The sequence below is a fragment of the Fusibacter paucivorans genome, from assembly GCF_018390735.1.
GTDB lineage: Bacteria > Bacillota > Clostridia > Peptostreptococcales > Acidaminobacteraceae > Fusibacter > Fusibacter paucivorans.
The window spans coordinates 56,189-76,147 of record NZ_JAHBCL010000005.1; the positions used below are offsets into that span (position 1 = coordinate 56,189).

General features: G+C 43.9%; 17 protein-coding genes and 1 riboswitch. All 17 genes read right to left on the reverse strand.

What is annotated here, in order from left to right; genetic code table 11:
• Positions 1–2: 2 nt before the first annotated feature.
• The 17 genes from flgK to atpD all read right to left on the reverse strand — a co-directional run bounded on the left by flgK (position 3) and on the right by atpD (position 19,933).
• A complete protein-coding gene (gene flgK, locus KHM83_RS03780; RefSeq protein WP_213235578.1) occupies positions 3–1,655 on the reverse strand; it encodes a flagellar hook-associated protein FlgK in 1,653 nt (550 codons plus the stop codon).
• A gap of 175 nt (positions 1,656–1,830) precedes the next feature.
• Positions 1,831–2,325 (reverse strand): flagellar protein FlgN, encoded by a 495-nt coding sequence (locus tag KHM83_RS03785; protein ID WP_213235579.1) that lies wholly within the window; start codon positions 2,323–2,325, stop codon positions 1,831–1,833.
• Positions 2,326–2,414: 89 nt separating this feature from the next.
• Complete coding sequence (gene flgM / locus KHM83_RS03790) at positions 2,415–2,684, reverse strand: flagellar biosynthesis anti-sigma factor FlgM (RefSeq protein WP_213235580.1); 270 nt, start codon at positions 2,682–2,684, stop codon at positions 2,415–2,417.
• A gap of 93 nt (positions 2,685–2,777) precedes the next feature.
• A complete protein-coding gene (locus tag KHM83_RS03795) occupies positions 2,778–3,188 on the reverse strand; it encodes a MerR family transcriptional regulator (protein ID WP_213235581.1) in 411 nt (136 codons plus the stop codon).
• Positions 3,189–3,253: 65 nt separating this feature from the next.
• Positions 3,254–4,030, reverse strand: coding sequence for a ComF family protein (locus tag KHM83_RS03800; RefSeq protein ID WP_213235582.1), 777 nt, complete (start codon positions 4,028–4,030; stop codon positions 3,254–3,256).
• The gene (gene recD2 / locus KHM83_RS03805) at positions 4,020–6,326 is read right to left on the reverse strand and encodes an SF1B family DNA helicase RecD2 (protein WP_213235583.1); all 2,307 of its coding nucleotides are present in this window, start codon (positions 6,324–6,326) and stop codon (positions 4,020–4,022) included. The genes KHM83_RS03800 and recD2 overlap by 11 nt, the downstream gene beginning before the upstream one ends.
• 195 nt (positions 6,327–6,521) lie before the next feature.
• Positions 6,522–7,712 (reverse strand): methionine adenosyltransferase, encoded by a 1,191-nt coding sequence (metK, locus tag KHM83_RS03810; RefSeq protein WP_213235584.1) that lies wholly within the window; start codon positions 7,710–7,712, stop codon positions 6,522–6,524.
• Between the two features lie 117 nt (positions 7,713–7,829).
• Positions 7,830–7,932, reverse strand: a riboswitch (SAM riboswitch).
• 142 nt (positions 7,933–8,074) lie between these two features.
• Positions 8,075–9,262 (reverse strand): hypothetical protein, encoded by a 1,188-nt coding sequence (locus KHM83_RS03815; RefSeq protein WP_213235585.1) that lies wholly within the window; start codon positions 9,260–9,262, stop codon positions 8,075–8,077.
• Positions 9,255–10,922, reverse strand: a complete 1,668-nt coding sequence (locus KHM83_RS03820; protein WP_213235586.1) for a phospho-sugar mutase — start codon at positions 10,920–10,922, stop codon at positions 9,255–9,257. Before KHM83_RS03820 ends, KHM83_RS03815 begins: the two co-directional genes overlap by 8 nt.
• A 12-nt stretch (positions 10,923–10,934) precedes the next feature.
• Positions 10,935–12,224, reverse strand: coding sequence for a patatin-like phospholipase family protein (locus tag KHM83_RS03825; protein ID WP_213235587.1), 1,290 nt, complete (start codon positions 12,222–12,224; stop codon positions 10,935–10,937).
• Positions 12,225–12,320: 96 nt separating this feature from the next.
• Positions 12,321–12,752 (reverse strand): rod-binding protein, encoded by a 432-nt coding sequence (locus KHM83_RS03830; protein ID WP_213235588.1) that lies wholly within the window; start codon positions 12,750–12,752, stop codon positions 12,321–12,323.
• 84 nt (positions 12,753–12,836) lie between these two features.
• Positions 12,837–13,631 (reverse strand): flagellar basal-body rod protein FlgG, encoded by a 795-nt coding sequence (flgG, locus tag KHM83_RS03835; protein ID WP_213235589.1) that lies wholly within the window; start codon positions 13,629–13,631, stop codon positions 12,837–12,839.
• Between the two features lie 16 nt (positions 13,632–13,647).
• A complete protein-coding gene (locus KHM83_RS03840; protein ID WP_213235590.1) occupies positions 13,648–14,718 on the reverse strand; it encodes a flagellar hook-basal body protein in 1,071 nt (356 codons plus the stop codon).
• Between the two features lie 640 nt (positions 14,719–15,358).
• The gene (gene mreB, locus KHM83_RS03845; protein ID WP_213235591.1) at positions 15,359–16,387 is read right to left on the reverse strand and encodes a rod shape-determining protein; all 1,029 of its coding nucleotides are present in this window, start codon (positions 16,385–16,387) and stop codon (positions 15,359–15,361) included.
• Positions 16,388–16,453: 66 nt separating this feature from the next.
• Positions 16,454–17,725, reverse strand: a complete 1,272-nt coding sequence (gene murA / locus KHM83_RS03850) for a UDP-N-acetylglucosamine 1-carboxyvinyltransferase (RefSeq protein ID WP_213235592.1) — start codon at positions 17,723–17,725, stop codon at positions 16,454–16,456.
• 376 nt (positions 17,726–18,101) lie between these two features.
• Entirely contained in the window at positions 18,102–18,512 is a 411-nt protein-coding gene (locus KHM83_RS03855) for a F0F1 ATP synthase subunit epsilon (protein ID WP_213235593.1), read from the reverse strand.
• Between the two features lie 14 nt (positions 18,513–18,526).
• Positions 18,527–19,933 (reverse strand): F0F1 ATP synthase subunit beta, encoded by a 1,407-nt coding sequence (gene atpD, locus KHM83_RS03860; protein WP_213235594.1) that lies wholly within the window; start codon positions 19,931–19,933, stop codon positions 18,527–18,529.
• Positions 19,934–19,959: the final 26 nt, after the last annotated feature.

Below are 19,959 nucleotides of genomic sequence, written 5' to 3' on the forward strand. Positions count from 1 at the left end.
TCCTATCTGCCCGATGTTCCGAGTCTGTTGACAATCAAATCCAGCATCTCATCGTAAACATTGACCATTCTGGCATTTGCATTGTACGCCGATTGAAACTTGATCATGTTTGCCATTTCTTCATCCAGCGAAACGCCTTGTACCGATTGTCTGGAAGTTTCATATTCATTCACAAGGGATTCTTGATTCTTTAACATTCTGTTAGCCTGTGCCGCATCGACCCCTAAGTTTGAGACGAGCGATTTAACAAAATCTTCCGGCGCCCCCCAATCATAGAGGCTCGTGTTATAACGCGTTGCGACCATTTCGAGAATTTTATCCGTCCCACCTGGAATGTCTTCAATATCTGCCGATGCTGAGATTTTATTTAAATCCTCTAAATCCGAAGCAATGGTAATCTCAGTTGCCTTAACGCGATCTGTCACATAATAATTGCCATTGATGAGCTTAACAGATTTATCCTTATAATCAGGGTTATTCGCTAAAATGGCTTTGATGTTCGCATTGATGGCACTTTGCTGTTCATCTTCATTTAACGCGGCAACACCATCCATCACCGACGAGGTAATGTCAAGCGCCGCGCCGCCGTTAAGGCCATCTGTTAATAAATACTGCTGATATTCCGCTGTACTCATATTGTCAATGGTAAACATGTAATTCCCGGTCGAGCCGTCAAGTCCAAAGCCCGTTTCGTGAATTTCATTCATCGTATTGGACAAGACGTCGACAAATTCATTTAATCGATCAAGATAATAAGGAATCCCCTTATTGTCGCCTTCGACATTATCTCGAATACTCAATAGACCCGCTACCTTACCGGTATCAACGTTGACATCATTGCCATCTGCCCATTTGATATCAACAAGACCGTCACCATCATCTTCGTGTAATTTTTCTGTTCGCTCAATCATTTCGATGCTGTCTGCTCGATAATGGGCGACCAGTTGATGACCGCCTACGAGCACGAAAAAACGATTTTGTTCATCTTCATAATAGTCAACCGGCACCAGTTCCGAAAGCTTGTCAACTAATACATTTCGCTGGTCGCGCAAGTCATTGGCTCTGCCGCCTTCCAATTCTGCTTTGTAAATCGTCTCATTTAATTGTGCGATCTGCTCAGCATAGCTGTTTACCTGATCGACTGACTCTTTAAACTGAAAATTGAGTTCTGACTGCAAATCCTTTAAGGACTGTGAAATAATGCCAACACCCTCTGTTAATGCAATGGTTGTCTGCCTGACCAGTGTTCTTGCCGTTAAGTTTTCCGGTTCTGTTGAGAGTGTTTGGAGCGCCTCGTAATAACCATCTAAAAGTTCACCGATACTGGTATCAGAAGGCTCGTTAAAAATGCTTTCAATCTGCTTTAACACATCTGCCCGCGCTTCCCATTCTGCCAGTGATGAATTTTCCTCACGGTATTTGTTATCGAGATACTCATCTCTCACTTGTTTCACGGCAGTCACGTCGACACCCGTTCCCAGTGTCCCCATACCGCCGGGCAGTACTTCCGGACTATACGCCTCTGTGTTCATCACCTGTCTCGAATAACCTTCTGTGCTGGCATTGGCGATATTGTGCGAGACGACAGACAGAGAACGCTGATTCGCAAATAATCCCGATAATGAAATTGACAGTCCTAAAAATCCTGATGCCATTATACACACTCCTCTTCGTGCATCCGTGCCTTTTTTTCTAATCCATTCTATTTCAATTTTCCATTTTCTATGTTCTATGTTGAAAGTCTTCAACGACGTTTCTCAATATTGTAAACCGATTTAAATAACGCGCGTCATATGGTGGTGACGCGCGTTTCTTACATTAACAACACGTTTAAACGCGTCGGTCAAAGATAGATTTATGCTCTTGATCTTCGCTGACGGCTTTGCGGTTGTACTTGCCGCTGTCGTCGCCAACCTGTGTCATGAGTTCGATGTTGAGATTGATCAATTGGAGCCGTTCTTCCAAGACGCGATTGTTAAAACGATTCTCTTCTGTTACATTCTTTACGAGTACGATCAGTCTGTCTTTTGCATTCAGCACTTTCGAACGATCTTCATAAGAGAGGCTGTTTGTCAGCTCTGTTAAATTTTCTGCTGTCTCAATATGATTTTCCCGCATGACCATATCGACGACTTTCTCCCTGATTTCTTCCAATTTAAAGAGCGTCACGACGAGGCCTTGTTCATAAGTCGTAATTTCGGATAATTCGTCTAATGCATTGGCTTTAATGGCTTCGCGCTTTTTCTTTGAAAGCTCCAATACTTCGGCATAAATATCACTTTCTTTATTTAAGGTTAAAATCAATTGATCGATACTCTTTGACATTCATGTACTCCTTTTGCTAACATTAAATTCATACTATGTAAAACATATCCATTTAATGCTGCACGCACGCGTGAAAACGGGTGCGCTACTTAGCCTTTTAAGATTTTTTCCGCTAATGCTTCTGCACTGACTTTGTAAGTGCCGGCGTTAACTTGTGCCTTAATGGCCGCTACTTTTTCAGAGCGATCACCGGAATCTGCCTTTGCCGCTTGCATAGCAACTTGGTATGCCTTGGCTTCGTCGGAAATCTCAACTTTGTCGTTGACAAAGCCGCTCTTTTCTACCTCTTCAGTTTTCTTGACATTTTGTCCATAACTCTTTAATACACTTTGTATATTAGGGTTACCATTAATTCTCATAGAAACACCCCCATCAGACCGATTTCTTTATTCACTATATCTATCGGCACAAATGGAGGTGAGTTTAGCATTTATTGCATTAATTTTTTAAGTTTATTCTTTTTCTTCTTTGATATGCATGCCGCGGTGCTTAATTGCAGGTCCCGCGGTATCCTCTATACCTTTTTTGAGGCCGCTTGTCAGTTCTCTGACACATTTCCCACAAAAGCGTGCACCTTCTGTCGGTGAACCGCATCGTTCACAAAAGGCAATGTTCGAATTATCGGATAATGTTATTTTCCCCTCCCGAATCCATTTCAGAATCGCATCTGCATCAACGCCGGTTCCGTGACTGACATCTTTCACACTTGATGTCGGGTTATCATAAATGTATTCCCGGACCCTGGTAAAAGAATCATCTACATTGTCATTGCATCTCGAACAAAGAGCACTGCCATCAACGGATGAAAACAATCTTCCGCACTTTTTGCAATTTCTCAAACTGTTCAGCTTATTTTCACTCATTTTATCACTCCTTATGAAGCACTCGTATATCTATTTAATACCCCTAAACCGTTTGCTAAACGCATTTATTTGCCCATTGCAAAGGTTATTGCGAAAATGGAATCTGCCCCACTTTCGTATAAAGCACGTGCGCAGGCATTTAGCGTCGCCCCCGTCGTAAAAATATCGTCTACCAGCAACACGGATTTTCCGTCAATCAAATGCGCCTGAGACTTTTCTATTATTATAGCATTCTCCATCATTCTATTCCTAGCTTCTTTGTCGAGGTTTTTTAATTTTTTTGTCGACTTTACCCGTTTAAGCAAATGGATGACCGGAATCTCCGAATCATAAGCACTTAGTGCCTCCGCATAGACCGCCGCCTGATTAAAACCGCGAAACAACTGCCGCCGCTTATGTATGGGAACCGGTACGATGATATCAAAGGCTCCATCAAATGGGCTCTCATGCAACGCACGTGCCATACCTTCTGCAATAATCGGCGTATACTGAAGATTCCCCTTGTACTTGACACTTAGCAGCAGCTGTTTAGCACGGCCTTCATAGAGCGTAAAGGCGCGGTGGTATTTAAAATAGGAAAAATGCGTCTGACAAATGGGGCAAATGCCGCCGTAAGCACGATAATGTTCACGTGACAATTCAAGCGGTCTGCCGCATTTCATGCAGATTTGATCACTTGACACCAGCGTTTTCGCCATGCACGATTCACAAAAATAGGATTCGCCGCTAATCTCATCTTCACAAATTGCGCACTGTACATGGATGGGAAAAATCAAGTCTAACATCGGCTTTCCCAAGCCGCGGAATGCATCAGAGGGCATCGAAGGTATTTTAATTGCCATGGTCGTCCCCTCCAATCATATTGCCAGAAATACTTTTGAGCCGCATCAGGCGATCATAAAGTCCTGAATAGCGATTGAGCTCCTGATCGCGCTTAATCATTTCCCCCATCGCACGCTTATCGCCAACCAGTATAACGAGATCCCTTGCACGCGTAATGGCAGTATATAAAATATTGCGACTCATCAGCATTGGCGGTGCAAATCCCATGGGCATCAGCACCGCTCTAAATTCACTGCCCTGACTCTTGTGAATGGTAATGGCATAAGCATGAATGAGCTCATCTACAACGGGAAAATCATAAATGACTTCGCGCTCACCGTCAAAGAGGACCGCAACCGTCCTTGCATCGAGATCAATGACTTGGACAAAACCGATATCACCGTTGAAGACACCTTGACCTTCTTCCCCGTCAGCCGTTGTCCATTCGAGATTGTAGTTATTCTTTGTCTGCATCACTTTATCGCCGTCGCGCAGCATCATACTGCCAAACTGATGCTGCGTTTTTTGCTTTGTTTCTGGGTTTAAAATCTTTTGCAGCATTGTATTTAAAGCCGTTACGCCGATTGGCGAATTTTTCATCGGCGCCAGCACCTGTATATCTTCTAAAGGCGAAAGCCCGTAGTAGTCTTTTAATCTCGTAGAAATTAGCGCTTCCAGTTCATTTAAGATCAGCGCCGGCTTTGATCTGCCAATAAAGAAGAAGTCCTTATCCTTCTGATTGAGCACAGGCATTTCACCATGATTGATCCGGTGGGCATTGACTGTGATGAGTGACGTATCGGCCTGTCTGTAGATTTCGTCCAAGGCTATATAGGGAATGAGGCCGCTCCTTAAAATATCATCCAAGACGCGACCCGCTCCCACAGAGGGCAGCTGATCTGCATCCCCTACCAGTATTAGGTGCGCCCCAGCACTGATAGCATCCAGCAAACGATACATCAGCATGATATCGACCATTGAAATTTCATCGACAATAATGACATCCGCTTCAATCGGATTGGTTTCATTTCTGGCGAATTCAAATTCACCCTGAAATTCAAGTACCCGATGTATCGTTTTCGCCTCTCGGCGCGTCGCTTCGGTCATGCGCTTTGCAGCACGTCCTGTTGGCGCCATGAGCGCAATGCGCTTATCCTGTGATTCATAGGCTTCAAGGACAGCATTGATAATCGTCGTCTTGCCGGTTCCGGGCCCGCCTGTGATGGTAAAAACGCCGCTGGCAACAGCGCGTTCAATCGCCTGTTTCTGTTTATCGCCTAGCACAATCCCCTTATCTCGTTCAAAACGTTCAATAAATGTATCGAAGTTATCCAGTGTCAGCGGCTGTACTTCCGATACCAGCTGATACAGTTTTTCTGCAACATGCTGTTCGGCATAGTAATAAGCCGGCAAAAAAACCCTAATCATATGATCAGCCGCCGGCGAACTGCCTTCTGACAATACCCCATGGAATGCCATCGCCGAATCCGGCATTTCCTGCTGCTGATGCTCATCTTGCGTCTCCAAAAAGACCGCACCGCCCATTGCCGCATCCCGGATGATAATTGCCACATCCGATTCAACGACTTGCAGTGTCATGGCCACACGTTTTGCCAGCATGTCCAGCGGCATATAGGTATGACCTTCCGAGGCAAACTGCTGCAAGACGTATTGGATGCCTGCCTTAATCCGATAGGGAGAGTGGCGGTCAATGCCCATTCCCTCAGCAATGCGATCTGCAACTTTAAAGCCAATGCCGCTAACCGTTTCTGCTAATATATATGGGTTGCGTTCGACCATCTGCATGGCTTCATAGCCCAATTGGCGATAAATGCGCATGGCGTTGGCAACGCTTAAATTCAAATTTTGAAAGTAGATAATAAAATCTCTTAGTTCATATTGTTCACGGTATGATTCGATAATCTGTTCGAGTTTCTTTGGCCCTATTCCCGAGATCGAAAGCAGTTTTTCCGGTGTATACTGAATGACGTCCAGTACATCCTTGCCAAATGTCTCAATGAGCAGCTGAGCTGTTGCTTCACCAATTCCCTTAATAACGCCCGACGCCAAGTAGCGATAGAGCGAAGCTTCATCTGTAGGCTTGACGTGCTCGACATATTTCACTTTTAGCTGCATGCCATACTGCGCGTGATCATCAAGTTCACCCACGACTTTCAGCTGATCACCGTAATTGATAAACGGCATAATGCCTTTAATGCTGATCGAATCATTTTCTGTTGTTAATACCGCAACAGCATAACCGTTGTCATCGTTATAGTATATAATTTCATCTATGATACCGATATAGGTCTCCACTGAGCCGTCCTCCTGCACTGATCTCATTCTATCATAAAGGATTCTGCTTCGAAAGCGAATTTTCCATTTTATGTAAAAAGGCACCGACTATTTTCTGTCGATGCCTTTGATAAACACATGCTTTTTCATCCTTGACAAGCGAATACGCAATGGATTAGCATCCTGTTGCCACCGATGATTTGTTTACAAACGCCCTTATGCGCCAAACGCAGCTTTCCGAAGCGCGTCAGCTTTATCCGTATGCTCCCAAGGCAAATCAATATCCGTTCTGCCGAAATGTCCGTAAGCTGCTGTTTGTTTATAAATCGGACGTCTCAAGTCGAGGTCTCTGATAATCGCACCCGGCCTTAAATCAAAGTATTTCGCAATAAGTTCTGAAATAATGTCTTCACTGATCTTAGCCGTTCCAAACGTTTCGACCATGATGGAAACAGGGTATGCAACACCAATCGCATAAGCGAGCTCAATCTCACACTTGTCAGCAATCCCAGCTGCAACGATATTCTTTGCAACATAACGCGCTGCATAGGCGGCAGATCGGTCAACTTTTGTTGGATCTTTGCCCGAGAAAGCACCGCCGCCGTGACGCGCATAGCCGCCATACGTATCAACGATGATCTTTCGGCCTGTTAAGCCCGCATCACCCTGAGGGCCGCCAATCACAAATCGTCCTGTAGGGTTTACAAAATAACGCGTATCAACCAGTAGCTCTTCCGGCACAATCGGCTTAATCACATATTTGATGAGGTCTTTCTCAATTTGTTCACGTTCAACATCTTCATCATGCTGTGTTGAAATCAGTACGGTATCAACGCGAACCGGTTTGCCGTCTTCGTCGTATTCCACCGTTACTTGCGTCTTGCCATCAGGTCTTAGATACGGCAGCGTGTCGTCTTTCCGAACTTCTGAAAGCTTCTGCGCCAGTTTATGCGCCAGTGAAATCGGCAGCGGCATTAATTCCGGCGTTTCATTGCAGGCATAGCCAAACATAATCCCTTGATCGCCTGCACCAATAGCTTCTACAGCGTCAACCATTTTACCGTCTTTTTTTTCAAGTGCTTCATCAACACCCATAGCGATATCAGAAGACTGCTTGTCAATCGCTACGAGCACGCCGCATGTTTCACCATCAAAACCATACTTGGCTCTTGTATAGCCAATACTCTTAATGGTTTCACGCGCAACATGCTGCATGTCTACATAACAGTCCGTTGTAATTTCGCCGGCAATGAGTACGAGGCCCGTCGTTACCGATGTTTCACAAGCGACGCGCGCATTATTGTCCTGTTCGAAAATGGCATCTAAAATGGCATCCGAAATCTGATCACATATTTTGTCCGGATGTCCTTCAGTGACTGATTCTGACGTAAAAAGTCTTTTACCCATATGTTTACCTCCGTTTTTCAATATTAGCGATCCCGTTATCTCTTGTGACATCTATCATAAAAGTAGATTTAGAACATAAAAAAACCTTTTCAATGAAAAGGTAATATGTTCGATATCACCTCATCTTCCAGACGACATTGCGTCTGTAGGACTTAGCACCGTGTTATAACCGGTTGCCGGACTTCATAGGGCCTATTCCCTCCATCTCTCTTGATAAGGATTGCTATAAAATTTTTAAAGCTCAATTGCAATGCTATCATAGCACAATCGCCTTATCCAATGCAATCATTTTTTTATGAACAATGTGTAATGCATCACTGGGTTCATACCCATTTGATGTTTCCTCACACAAATAATGCATCCTAAAAAGCGTGATGATCAAGAAAGTCAAAGATATTGTCAAAGGCACTTTGCGCGAAACTAAACGTTACCGCTAAATCCGTTCGCAATTCGCAGACAAAGCTCAAACTGTGTTCATAAATACCGTTATCGTGAAATTGCTGATCAATTTCAGCAATATGTGCCTGCTCAAAACTGGCAATAACGACTTGACCTGAGAGTGCAAAAAAATATGCGGCATATAGATCCCCATTGAGATAATAAGGATTTTCCGATACATGGTGATTGTCCGAGTTATATTCGAGGTACAAATTGCCGCCGCGATAAGCCTGTTTCATTAATTCAGGATTACTGCGTTCAAAACGCCGCTCCAAAAAGGAATCTTTCGCATGCAGCACCAACATATATTCTGGCTTATTTAAATTAAAAGAAGCTTCAATGCTAGATACTGTCAGCGATTCCTTTATCGATACGGATGAGATCTGAACATCTCCTTTAGGCAATTGGTCCAACCCATCTGCGTATTTATTTTCGCCGGAAACGGTTAATGTCAGTACCATCAGACGATATTTTTCTTCAAAATCAATGAGTGCAGAAGCCTCGTAACGGCGTTCACGGTCAGATATATCGGAAGCCATCAGCGGCGTTACCGTATTTTTTAACAATGTACAAGGGTAATCTGTAAGCGACGCCATCGCCGCTTGATCTCCCTTAAAGAGCATGGATGCACCGTAGTTGTCACAGCCGATCAGCCGCATAAGGAAATAGTTGATGGCACTGATATCGGTCAGCCGTTCGGGCATCAGCACACGCGTTGCCGATTCGAGCACTTCTTCCGGCAACGTCTGGTTTAAGGAATGTTCAAACCATTCGAAGTCAACGAGCAGCGTCGTCGAATCGGGATCGACATCTCTCGCAGCGGCAATGAGCGCCAACGCTTCTTCAAAAGTCAACGATATAAAACGACCGCCGAGCCCGCCTGTGATGCCGCTTCGAACGCGCTCAATCTCTTCAGGATCCCCTCGAAAAAACTGATGGTAACCGTCAATGCCGTAAGATTCGTAATCGAGATGGAAAATTTGGAGACATTCACCTGCATTGGCAGATGTCCAGTAGATTTCGAGCCCAACGACACCCATGAGCCGCGTATCCGTGGCACGTGCGCTTGAAAATGTGTAGACATGTCCTGCTTCTTTAAAAGTGTTATGCACGTATTTTCTCCAAAATCATCGCCTTGTAATATTCAAGCTTCTCTTTCGCAGCTTGGGCGCTGGCATCGGCTATCGAGAAATAGACTTTTAACTTTGGCTCAGTACCAGACGGCCTTAAAACAAACCATGACCGATCATCCAAGTAAAATTTGAGCACATTGGATTTTGGCAGTCCGGTTCCCTCTGCTTGATAGTCAACCATTTTTTGTACCGGCACCATGTCTTCGCCCGCTGTCCGGAACTTCATCATAATGGCTTCCATTTCCTGATGACCTTCACGTCCTTCAAATTGTTTTGAAATGGTTTCTTCCAAGAAATAACCGTGTTTTTGATAGATATCATCAAGCTGCATCAACAGCGTTTTGCCTTGCTTTCGGTAGTATTCCGTCATTTCAATTGCCAAAAGCGTCCCCATGACAGCATCCTTATCGCGCACTTCCGGAGAGAACAAGTAACCGTAGCTTTCTTCATAACCCAAAATAAAATGCTCGCGATCTTTTTCGATTTGTTCACCGATAAATTTAAAGCCCGTCAGCGTTTGGATACACCGAACGCCATAGGCTTCCGCCTGCGCCACAGCCAAATTAGAGGAGACAATGGTGTTGACAATATAGGCCTGATCGGACCAATGCGCTTTTGATGATAAGACATAGTCAATAAATAATGAGCCAATTTGATTGCCCGTCAAAACTTTGTAATGATTCTGATCTTTGATCAATAAGCCAATGCGATCACAGTCTGGATCTGTCGCAATTGCCAGATCGGCATCATATCGTTCCGCATACTCTATCGCCAGCGCAAATGCCTCGTATTCTTCGGGATTGGGTTTACGACAGGTTGGAAAATCCCCGTCCGGCGTCATCTGAGCCTCTACCGGGATAAGCCCTGAAAATGATAACTCCTTCAATGTTCTGGCAACCGTTGCACCACCTGTTCCGTGAAGCGGTGTATAAACGACCTTAAGATCTGAATGCATCAATAGATCAGGTCTAATGGAAACATTTTTAACCATTTCCACATAAGGCAAGTCCACTGCTTCGTCAATGAGTTTCAGCAATTCCTTTTGAACAGCTTCTTTTTTATCAAGACGCTTTACCATACTGAATTCCACGACGGCATTGACTTCCTCGACCAGAGCGTCCGCCAGGGCAGGAATGAGCTGACAGCCTGTTTCATCATAAACCTTGTAGCCATTGTACTCGGGCGGATTATGACTCGCTGTCACCATGACACCGCCGATACAGTTCAGATGACGCACGGCAAACGATAATTCCGGCGTCGTGCGAACACCGTTAAACAGATAGGCCTTAATGCCGTTGCCTGCCATAACAAGTGCTGTTTCAAGCGCAAACTCGTAAGACTTGTGTCGCGAATCATAGGCAATCGCCACTGCCAACTGATAGGTACCCTCAAGTGCAGCGTGACGTTTGAGCAGAAAGTTTGCGAAACCCTGCGTCGCTTTACGGACGATGTATTCATTAATACGGTTTGTTCCCGCGCCAATAATACCGCGCATCCCAGCTGTTCCAAAAGCCAAGTCTTGGTAAAAACGTTCTTCTATTTCTTCTGTATCCGAAGCGATGGAATCGAGTTCCGCTCGAAAAGCTTCATCAAAATATTCGTTGTTTCGCCACGCTTCATATCGATCAATTGCACGCATGTTCTAGCCTCCTCATTGATTGCCTTTTGGCAGGTTGGAAATCATTTGTCTTTCCGTCGACACGTCTGACTGTAGTAACAGATAAAGAATGTATTCGAGAAATTGTCGCCGCTGTTTTGACCAGATCAGCGCGATCCCAGTGTTTTTAATAAAGTTAAGTAAGTGAATCGATAAGCCATCCAGTGTTCGCGTCAGTTCCAGCGCCTCTTTTGAATAATGTGCATTAACGGCTTCTATCAAGGTTTCAAGTGTATAAAACGTCAGTCTTTCAATGCCCGCTTCTTCTGCCAGCGCTTCATAAAACGCCAAAAAGATCTCACCATAGGCCGCATCTCTGGATAGCTTTAACACATCACAAAGCGTTGGCAAAAGTGTTTCAAAAATAAAACGCCTCGGAGGCTGCTGAACATCCATGGTATTCATTAGCTGCGTCGTTAAATGATTTGGCAAATTCGCCAATCGATTAAAGACGTCATCTTCTGACCAAACTTCTGTGATATAGTAAACTTTTCCCTTTAGTTTTTTAAAATACCGATAGGCATCATAATACCCGAGTTTCATATTATAAGCCGCACGTTTTGGATCTATTTCCAAGGTCTTTCCCAAATCCTCCGACGGTATAATCGTTACCACCTTATCGGCATCTTCTTTTTTAACCTTTCGGATACGCCCCATGCCCATAATGCGAATGGCAATGACTTCATCATAACCTCGCTCGATTAGCATATTGACAGGAAGATTATCGAAAAAACCGCCGTCCAGAAAAACCTTGTTATTGATCTTTTCCAGTTTAAATGCCGGGAAATTGGCGGAAGCAATGATATAGTCAATCAACATGCCCGGTTCAATACCGTCAACAAAGCGTTCGATCGGCTTCAAATCTGTCAGCGAAAGTGTGACAAGACCGTATTCTATATTTGAACTGCGTATTTTTTCTTCATCGACAATGCGGCGCAAATAGGCGCGATAAGGCGATACATCAAGCCCACCCTGCTTAATCGTGTCAATGACGAGCTGTCTGAGCTTGTCGGCATCTTCTTTAAAGTCGAGCTTAACCAGTTTTGCCAATAGTTCTTTATCGCCGTTAATGATGTCGCCAACTTCTGTCCCTAACCAAACATCTTCCATAAGTTTTAGATCTTGCATCGCAATCATTGCACCGTTAATGGCACCGATTGATGCACCGACCACCCCTTCATAGGGAACGCCGATTTCATGGATGGCCTGCATGACGCCTAACTGATAGGAACCTTTTGCTCCGCCGCCTTCAAGCGCAATACCACGTTTTATATGTTCTGACATGATGAACTTACCTCCACAAATAGATAATACCCTAAAATGGTGCAATAAAAAAGGGCTACCCCATAAAATTTACAGTGTCTCCCATTCCTATACGCCTTATTTTGTTGTGAGGATATCCATCATCAATTGATCAATCGATGATGACTGGTCATCGGAAACCGTTTCTTCCGAATTCGCATAAGCCTGACGCGTGAGCGCCTTTGCCATGAGATCTGCAATACCAATACCACCGCCCTCGGCAATATTATTCGCCGTCTCTTCATCCAGCATGCCTTCAAACGTTTCTCTCGCCTGACTCTTTTCAGTCAGTCCACCTTCTTGCACCGTATTGCGCATCTGTTTCAACAACATATTGATAAACAAGGCTTCAAATTGTTTACAGACATCTCGGATGGCTTCATCGTCGCCCGCGGCCTGCGCGTTTTCGAGCTGCGTTTTAAAGTCTTTGCCCTCGCTGCTGTCCGTGACAGTCTGAAGCGCTGAAGCTACGTCATAATTGCCGCTTAAACTTGATGAATCAATTTTCATAGTGCATTACACCTCCAATGCGATCTGAAAGATATAAAAATCTTAAACATTCAGGTCACACATTTATCATATCAAAGAATCTGTTTATCGTTTCAAGTTATTAGCGATTTCAAGCAGTCTGTCTGCCGTTTGGATGGACTTTGAGTTAATCTCATAGGCGCGTTCAGCTGTAATAAGATTAATCATTTCATCGACGATTTGGACGTTGCTGTTCTCAACAAATCCCTGTAGGACTTCTGTCTTATCCTCCGTATCAATGCCTTCAATCGGAATACCAGATGCTGTCGTTTCCTTGTAAAAGTTTCTACCGACGGATTCAAGCCCTGCTGCATTGACAAATTTCACGAGCATAAAGTTGTCAAGCGCTTCATAAGTATCAGAACCGGCGCGCTTTACAGTTAAATTCCCAAGTGAATCAGACGCGATCTCTTTGGCATCGTCACCTAGCAGAATGTCGCCGCCCGACCCTTGGACATAGTAACCATCCGAGGTCACGAGTTTTGATCCCTGATCGGTTACGGCAATTTTAAAACTGCCGTCTTTAGTATAACGGTAATTGCCGTTTTCATCAATTACTGTAAAAAAATGCTCACCGTTAATGGCAAAATCGAGATCATTTTCTGTCTGTTGCAGATTCCCTGTTGTAAAGTCTCGAAGCGTTGCAGAGGTCATAACACCATGCCCAATCTCGATGGGAACAGGGCTGCCTTCATTTTGAATCTGATCAATCTGCGTATAAGAATCATACATGATGTCTTTAAATTCGACTCTTTGGTTTTTAAAACCCGTCGTATTGACATTCGCGATATTATTAGATATCGTGTCAATTTTAAGCTGCAAGTTCTTCATGCCGGATGCGGCAGACCACAATGCTTTCATTTAAACCTCCCGTTTCCTATACTCTTCCGAGATCATTAACCGCTTTGCCGAGTAGTTCGTCAATGGTTGTAACAACTTTTTGATTGGATTCATAATTTCTGTTCAGCTCAATGAGATTAATCATTTCTGCAATAGCATCTACATTGGAATGTTCAATAATACCTTGCTTGACTTCGCCTTCAAAATCAACCATTTCTCCGGTAGGGTTGTCGACAAATTTGAAAAATGTACCACCTACTTTTTTGAGATCTGCAATATTAGTGAAATTTGAAAGCGTTAATTTATCTGTAATTTCATTATCCTGAATAACTTCGCCAAATTCATTAATGGAAAAATCTTCACTGGTAATAACAATGGGACCGTCAAGTCCAATAACATTGTAACCATCCATTGTGACGAGTTCATTATACTGGTTAATGGTAAAAGCGCCATTACGCGTATACATCGTCCCCTGCGGTGTATCAATATTAAAGAAGCCATCACCTTGCAAGGCGACATCGTATTTTGAATTGGTCACTTCCAGCTGTCCCGCCTCAAAGTCTGTCGCGATTTTATAAGCCTTGATGCCGGCGCCCATGGTGCCGATGACCGTTGGCATCGTAGAAACGGCAATATTGTCCACATACGAGCCATCGACACTTAAATTGCCTTGTGCGTCGACTGCGAAGTCGCCGTCTCCAACATAAATAGGACCATTGCTTCCCAGAACTTCATTACCTTTTAAATAATCTATCGTACCACCAATATTTTCATATTTTGTTCTTAAATAGCCGTCAATATCTTTAATGAGAACGACTTCGTTATCATAATGAATACCCTCATCCGTTTGTACTCTGAAGTAGCCGCCATCTGTCTTTAAATTATAAGCGTTATCTGACTGCGTCATGGTTACATTTGGCGCCATCGCATTGTAGGGGTAATCGGATCCGTTGATTCTTGTAAACAATCTATCATTAAATGATTCAACTTCCACGCGATCCTTTTTAAAGCCGCTGCTGTTGACATTTGCTAAGTTATTGCTTATGGCGTCTATTCGATGGGTGTTTGTCACCAGCGCCGTCGATGCGACGTAAAGGCCTTTTACCATTTCTACCTCCAGTGTAAATAGGTTCAACTATTCTATCGTCACAATGCGGCTAATACTTTAGCAAAAGTGTATGATTCTATCTGGCACTTTTCAACATCATCCATATTTCACCATTTTTCATTTGATAATCGCTATCAGCTAATCCTTGATTTTGTAACTATTAAGTATTTCGATAGACTTTCTTGTTAAAACTGTGTTATTCGGGTTGAAGCCTATCCCTAAAAATGATATATTCAAAGTGGTTAAATACCATACCCTTTATTAATTTCAATTTCCTCATTTTGGGCGTGTCATTTTATGATCACACCCACTTTTTTTGCCTACCATAGGGTATATATTCTTTTTATGGTATTATAAGTAAATCGTTTCGATTGCACAGTGTTTCCATATCATAAAAATAGAGATATGGTATATGGTTACATCAATAGACAATAAATCAAATCACCTGTCGAGAATGGTTATCTATTCTCGCTTTTTAATTAAAATATAAAAGCCATGACCAAAAGATTTGATCACAGCTTTTTAGATTGATCGATTGCACAAATTAAAACACTGTCTATATAAACAGCTTCTATTCGCACTTTATATTTACAAGACTCATTATTTTATTCTATTATGCAACACAGACTTTCCAATCTGTTTATAAATATCGCTTTTTCGTCGGTGTCATCATATTCTTTTCAAGAATATCAATATGTTCAAGACTCATGCCCGTCCCTTTGGCGACACAACTCACAGCATCCTCGGCAATATACGTCGGTATACCCGTCCGCTTTTCAAGCAATTTATTCAGTCCATATAAAAGGCTGCCGCCGCCAGTCATCACAATGCCCCTTGAGCTGATGTCCGAAGCCAGCTCCGGTGGTGTTTTTTCGAGCACAGCATGAACGGCATCACAGACAGCATTGACGGATTCTGACAGCGCATCCATCATTTCTTCGGAAGATATGGCGATATTCTTTGGCAGACCAGTGATTAAGTCGCGCCCCCGACAATCCATTTTAATGGGCTTTGTTCTTGGGTATGCTGTGCCAATATTGATTTTAAGCTCTTCGGCTGTGCGTTCACCAATGAGCAAGTTATGACGCTTGCGCATATACTTGATAATGGCTTCGTCAAACTTATCCCCTGCGACTTTGATCGAACTGCTGACAACGATCCCGCCAAGCGAGATGACGGCAATATCCGAAGTTCCGCCGCCGATATCAATAACCATGTTGCCATCGGGTTTTGTAATGTCAATGCCCGAGCCAATTGCTGCCGCAATGGGCTCTTCAATAAGAAACGTCTTTCCGCCGCCCGCTTCAAGTGTCGCATCCTGAACAGCACGCTTCTCAACTTCAGTGACGCCGCTTGGTACACAGATGATAATTTTGGGTTTAAAGAGCCTGCGTCTGCCGCAAGTTTTATTAATAAAGTACCGGAGCATTCTCTCTGTAACATCATAATCTGAAATGACGCCGTCCTTAAGTGGTCTTATCGCAATGATATTTCCCGGTGTTCTCCCAAGCATCTTACGCGCTTCATTCCCGACAGCCAAAACACGATCTGTATTTTTATCAATAGCGACAACGGAAGGTTCCCTTAGGACGATACCTTTGCCCTTAATGTAAACCAATACACTTGCGGTTCCTAAATCAATTCCAATTTCAGCACCTAGTCCAAACATGAGATCCACCTTCCAAATTTATATTCTATGCGTTGAATAAGCTTTAACCGCACTGGAAAACTTCATTCAGCCTTTATCTGCTTCGACACGCCTGATATGAGCGCCTAAACTGACAAGGTCTTTTTCGATTTGAGGATACCCACGATCAATGTGAAAGATATCGTCAATTTCTGTAATACCTTCTGAAATCATCCCCGCTAGTACAAGGGCAGCCCCTGCACGCAAGTCCGTTGCCTTCACCTGAGCCCCCTGAAGCTGTTTCACGCCTTGGATAACGGCGCTATGGCCTTCTATTTTCACATTGGCGCCCATGCGGTTAATCTCAGCCACATGCCCAAAGCGATTTTCAAAAACGGTTTCGTTGATAACACTGGTACCTTCCGCAATGGATAACAGCGCCATAAACTGTGCCTGCGCATCTGTTGGAAAACCAGGATATGGCAGTGTTGTGATGTCAACAGCTTTTAGGTCATCCGTCCCGATAACGCGAATCACATCATCTTCATCTTCAACGGTAACACCCATCTCCCGCAATTTTGCAGCAATCGGTTTTACATGGCTTGAAACGACGTTTTCAATGGTCACGTCGCCATTAGTCATTGCAGCTGCAATCATATAGGTCGCAGTGATAATACGATCTGGAATGGTTTGGTGTTTAGCACCGTTTAAATGCTCAACACCATTGATCCGAATGGTATCTGTTCCGGCACCCTTTACACTGGCGCCCATTTCATTCAAGAAGTTGGCAAGATCAATAATTTCCGGTTCCTTGGCAGCATTTTGGATCATGGTTTGGCCTTTCGCCATCGTCGCCGCCATCATAATATTCTCTGTTGCACCGACACTTGGAAAGTCTAGGTAAACTTCATTGCCTACAAGGCCATTGACGGCTTTTGTTTCAATGTAGCCATGTCCCAGCGTCACTTCGGCGCCAAGTGCTTGAAACCCTTTCAAATGCAGGTCAATCGGTCTGGCGCCAATGGCGCAGCCTCCCGGCATCGAGACTTTTGCAACACCCTTTTTCGCAAGCAAGGGTCCCATGACTAGAAAAGAAGCACGCATTTTTTGAATAATTTCATAAGGTGCTTCACATTTGAGGTCAGCTGCCGGGTAGATCACAAGACTTTCTTCATCTCTGTCATATTGAACCGTCAAACCCAGTGACTCAAGCAAAGTGTTCATCACCTCCACATCTAGAAGCTCCGGAACACTTTCTATATAACAAGGCGCTTCAGCGAGAATAGATGCGGCCATGAGCTTCAGAACAGAATTCTTTGCACCATTGATTCGCACCTTTCCCTTTAAAGGGCCGCTTTTCTCCACAATTAACTTTGCCAAATTGTGCCTCCATTTCTAGCTTTTCATAAATTTATATCAAGTAATTTCATAATATCCAGCTTATTTCAGTAAACCTGTTAAAACTTTATACCTTTTACTATTATATATAAAAAAATTAGGGCATTCAAGCTTTTTAAAAGCTTTTGAACATTACATCCCGTTCACAAAGTCAAGACAGGTCTAAAGGCCTGATTCAGCATCGTCTCATGTGCAAATAGCCCCAGAATCAGAAAAGGGCTGTCCGCGTCAGTTTAACTGACGACAGACAACCCTTTACATCATTTTTATCTCATACAATCCAAAAATACCATTGCACGATTATGGTTCATTTGCCGTTAACCCGCAATCTTATTAACCATTTAAAGCATTCATGATGCTATTTCTGGCTATAGAGACGAATGCGGTTTGTCGCTCTTTCAAGCGACGCCTTGGCTCTCAATACATCAACTTCTTTATTTGCACCTTCGCGAATACGCTTTTCAGCACGTTCTTTAGCGCGTTCCGCACGGTCGAGATCAATCTCATCAACCCATTCAGCAGCATCGGTAATCACAGTGACTTTTTCGTCTGAAACCGTTAAGAAACCACTGGAACACGTCGCCCAGCGAAAAGCCGATTCATCTTGGCGTATGCGAATACTGCCGATTTTGAGCGGTGCGACAAGAGGTTCATGGTCAAATAAAATTCCAATATCTCCTTCAGTCGTTCTGAGAATCGCCATATCCGTTTCGCCCTCAAAGAACTTTTCGTCCGGCGTTACGACTTCCAGATTGAATTTTCTGCCCATATTGTCACCTCCCCTTAAGCTTCTTTGCTTTGCTTATGCTTTTCGACGACGTCATCAATTGAGCCGCAGAATAAGAACATACCTTCTGGAATCTCATCATGCTGCCCATCCAATATTTCTTTAAAGCCCCGAATAGTTTCCTTAATTGGAACGTATTTACCTGTGAAGCCTGTAAACTGTTCTGCAACATGGAATGGCTGCGAAAGGAAACGCTGTACTTTACGTGCTCTATTAACGACGAGCTTATCTTCATCAGAGAGTTCATCCATCCCTAGGATCGCAATGATATCCTGAAGTTCATTATAGCGCTGTAACATTTCCTGTACGCGTCGTGCAACATTGTAATGCTCAAGGCCGACAACTTCCGGTGTCAAGATTCTCGAAGATGAATCCAGTGGATCCACCGCCGGATAAATCCCAAGTTCTGAAATTTTACGTGAGAGAACTGTCGTTGCATCGAGATGCGAGAACGTCGTTGCCGGCGCCGGGTCTGTTAAGTCATCGGCTGGGACATAAACGGCCTGTACCGATGTAATAGAACCTTTCGTTGTCGATGTAATACGCTCTTGAAGTGCCCCCATGTCTGTCGCCAGTGTCGGTTGATAACCAACGGCACTTGGCATACGACCAAGCAGTGCCGATACTTCGGAACCCGCTTGGGTAAATCTAAAGATGTTATCAATAAACAGAAGGACGTCTTTCCCTTCTTGATCACGGAAATACTCTGCCATGGTAAGACCAGTCAGTGCAACGCGCATCCTTGCTCCCGGCGGTTCATTCATCTGACCGAATACCAGCGTCGTCTTGCTGAGAACGCCTGATTCCATCATTTCATAGTAAAGGTCATTCCCCTCTCTCGTCCGCTCGCCGACACCGGCAAACACGGAGAGACCACCATGATTGGATGCTATATTGTTAATCAGTTCCTGAATGATAACGGTTTTACCGACACCGGCACCGCCGAAGAGACCGATTTTACCACCTTTGGCATAAGGTGCAATGAGGTCAACGACTTTAATACCGGTTTCAAGCATTTCCGCAGAAGTTCCCTGTTCAACAAATGCAGGTGCTTCTCTGTGAATCGGCCAAAATTCAGCTTCGTCTTTATTGATCTGACCTTTCTCGTCAATTGTTTCGCCGAGAACGTTAATGAGTCGACCTAATGTCGGATTGCCCACCGGTACCGAAATTGGCGCACCGCTGGCAACAGCATCAATCCCTCTAATGAGACCGTCTGTTGAACTCATGGCAACCGCTCTGACAGTATTGTCACCAACGTGCTGCATGACTTCTGCAACGACATGGATATCTTTATAATCAATGGTAACCGCATCATAAATATTAGGAAGCTTCTCAGCTTCAAACCTAATATCGAGTACAGGTCCTATGATTTGAACGATTTTACCAATCGTTTGATCCATACTCTTTCACTCCCTTTCAATCTAAT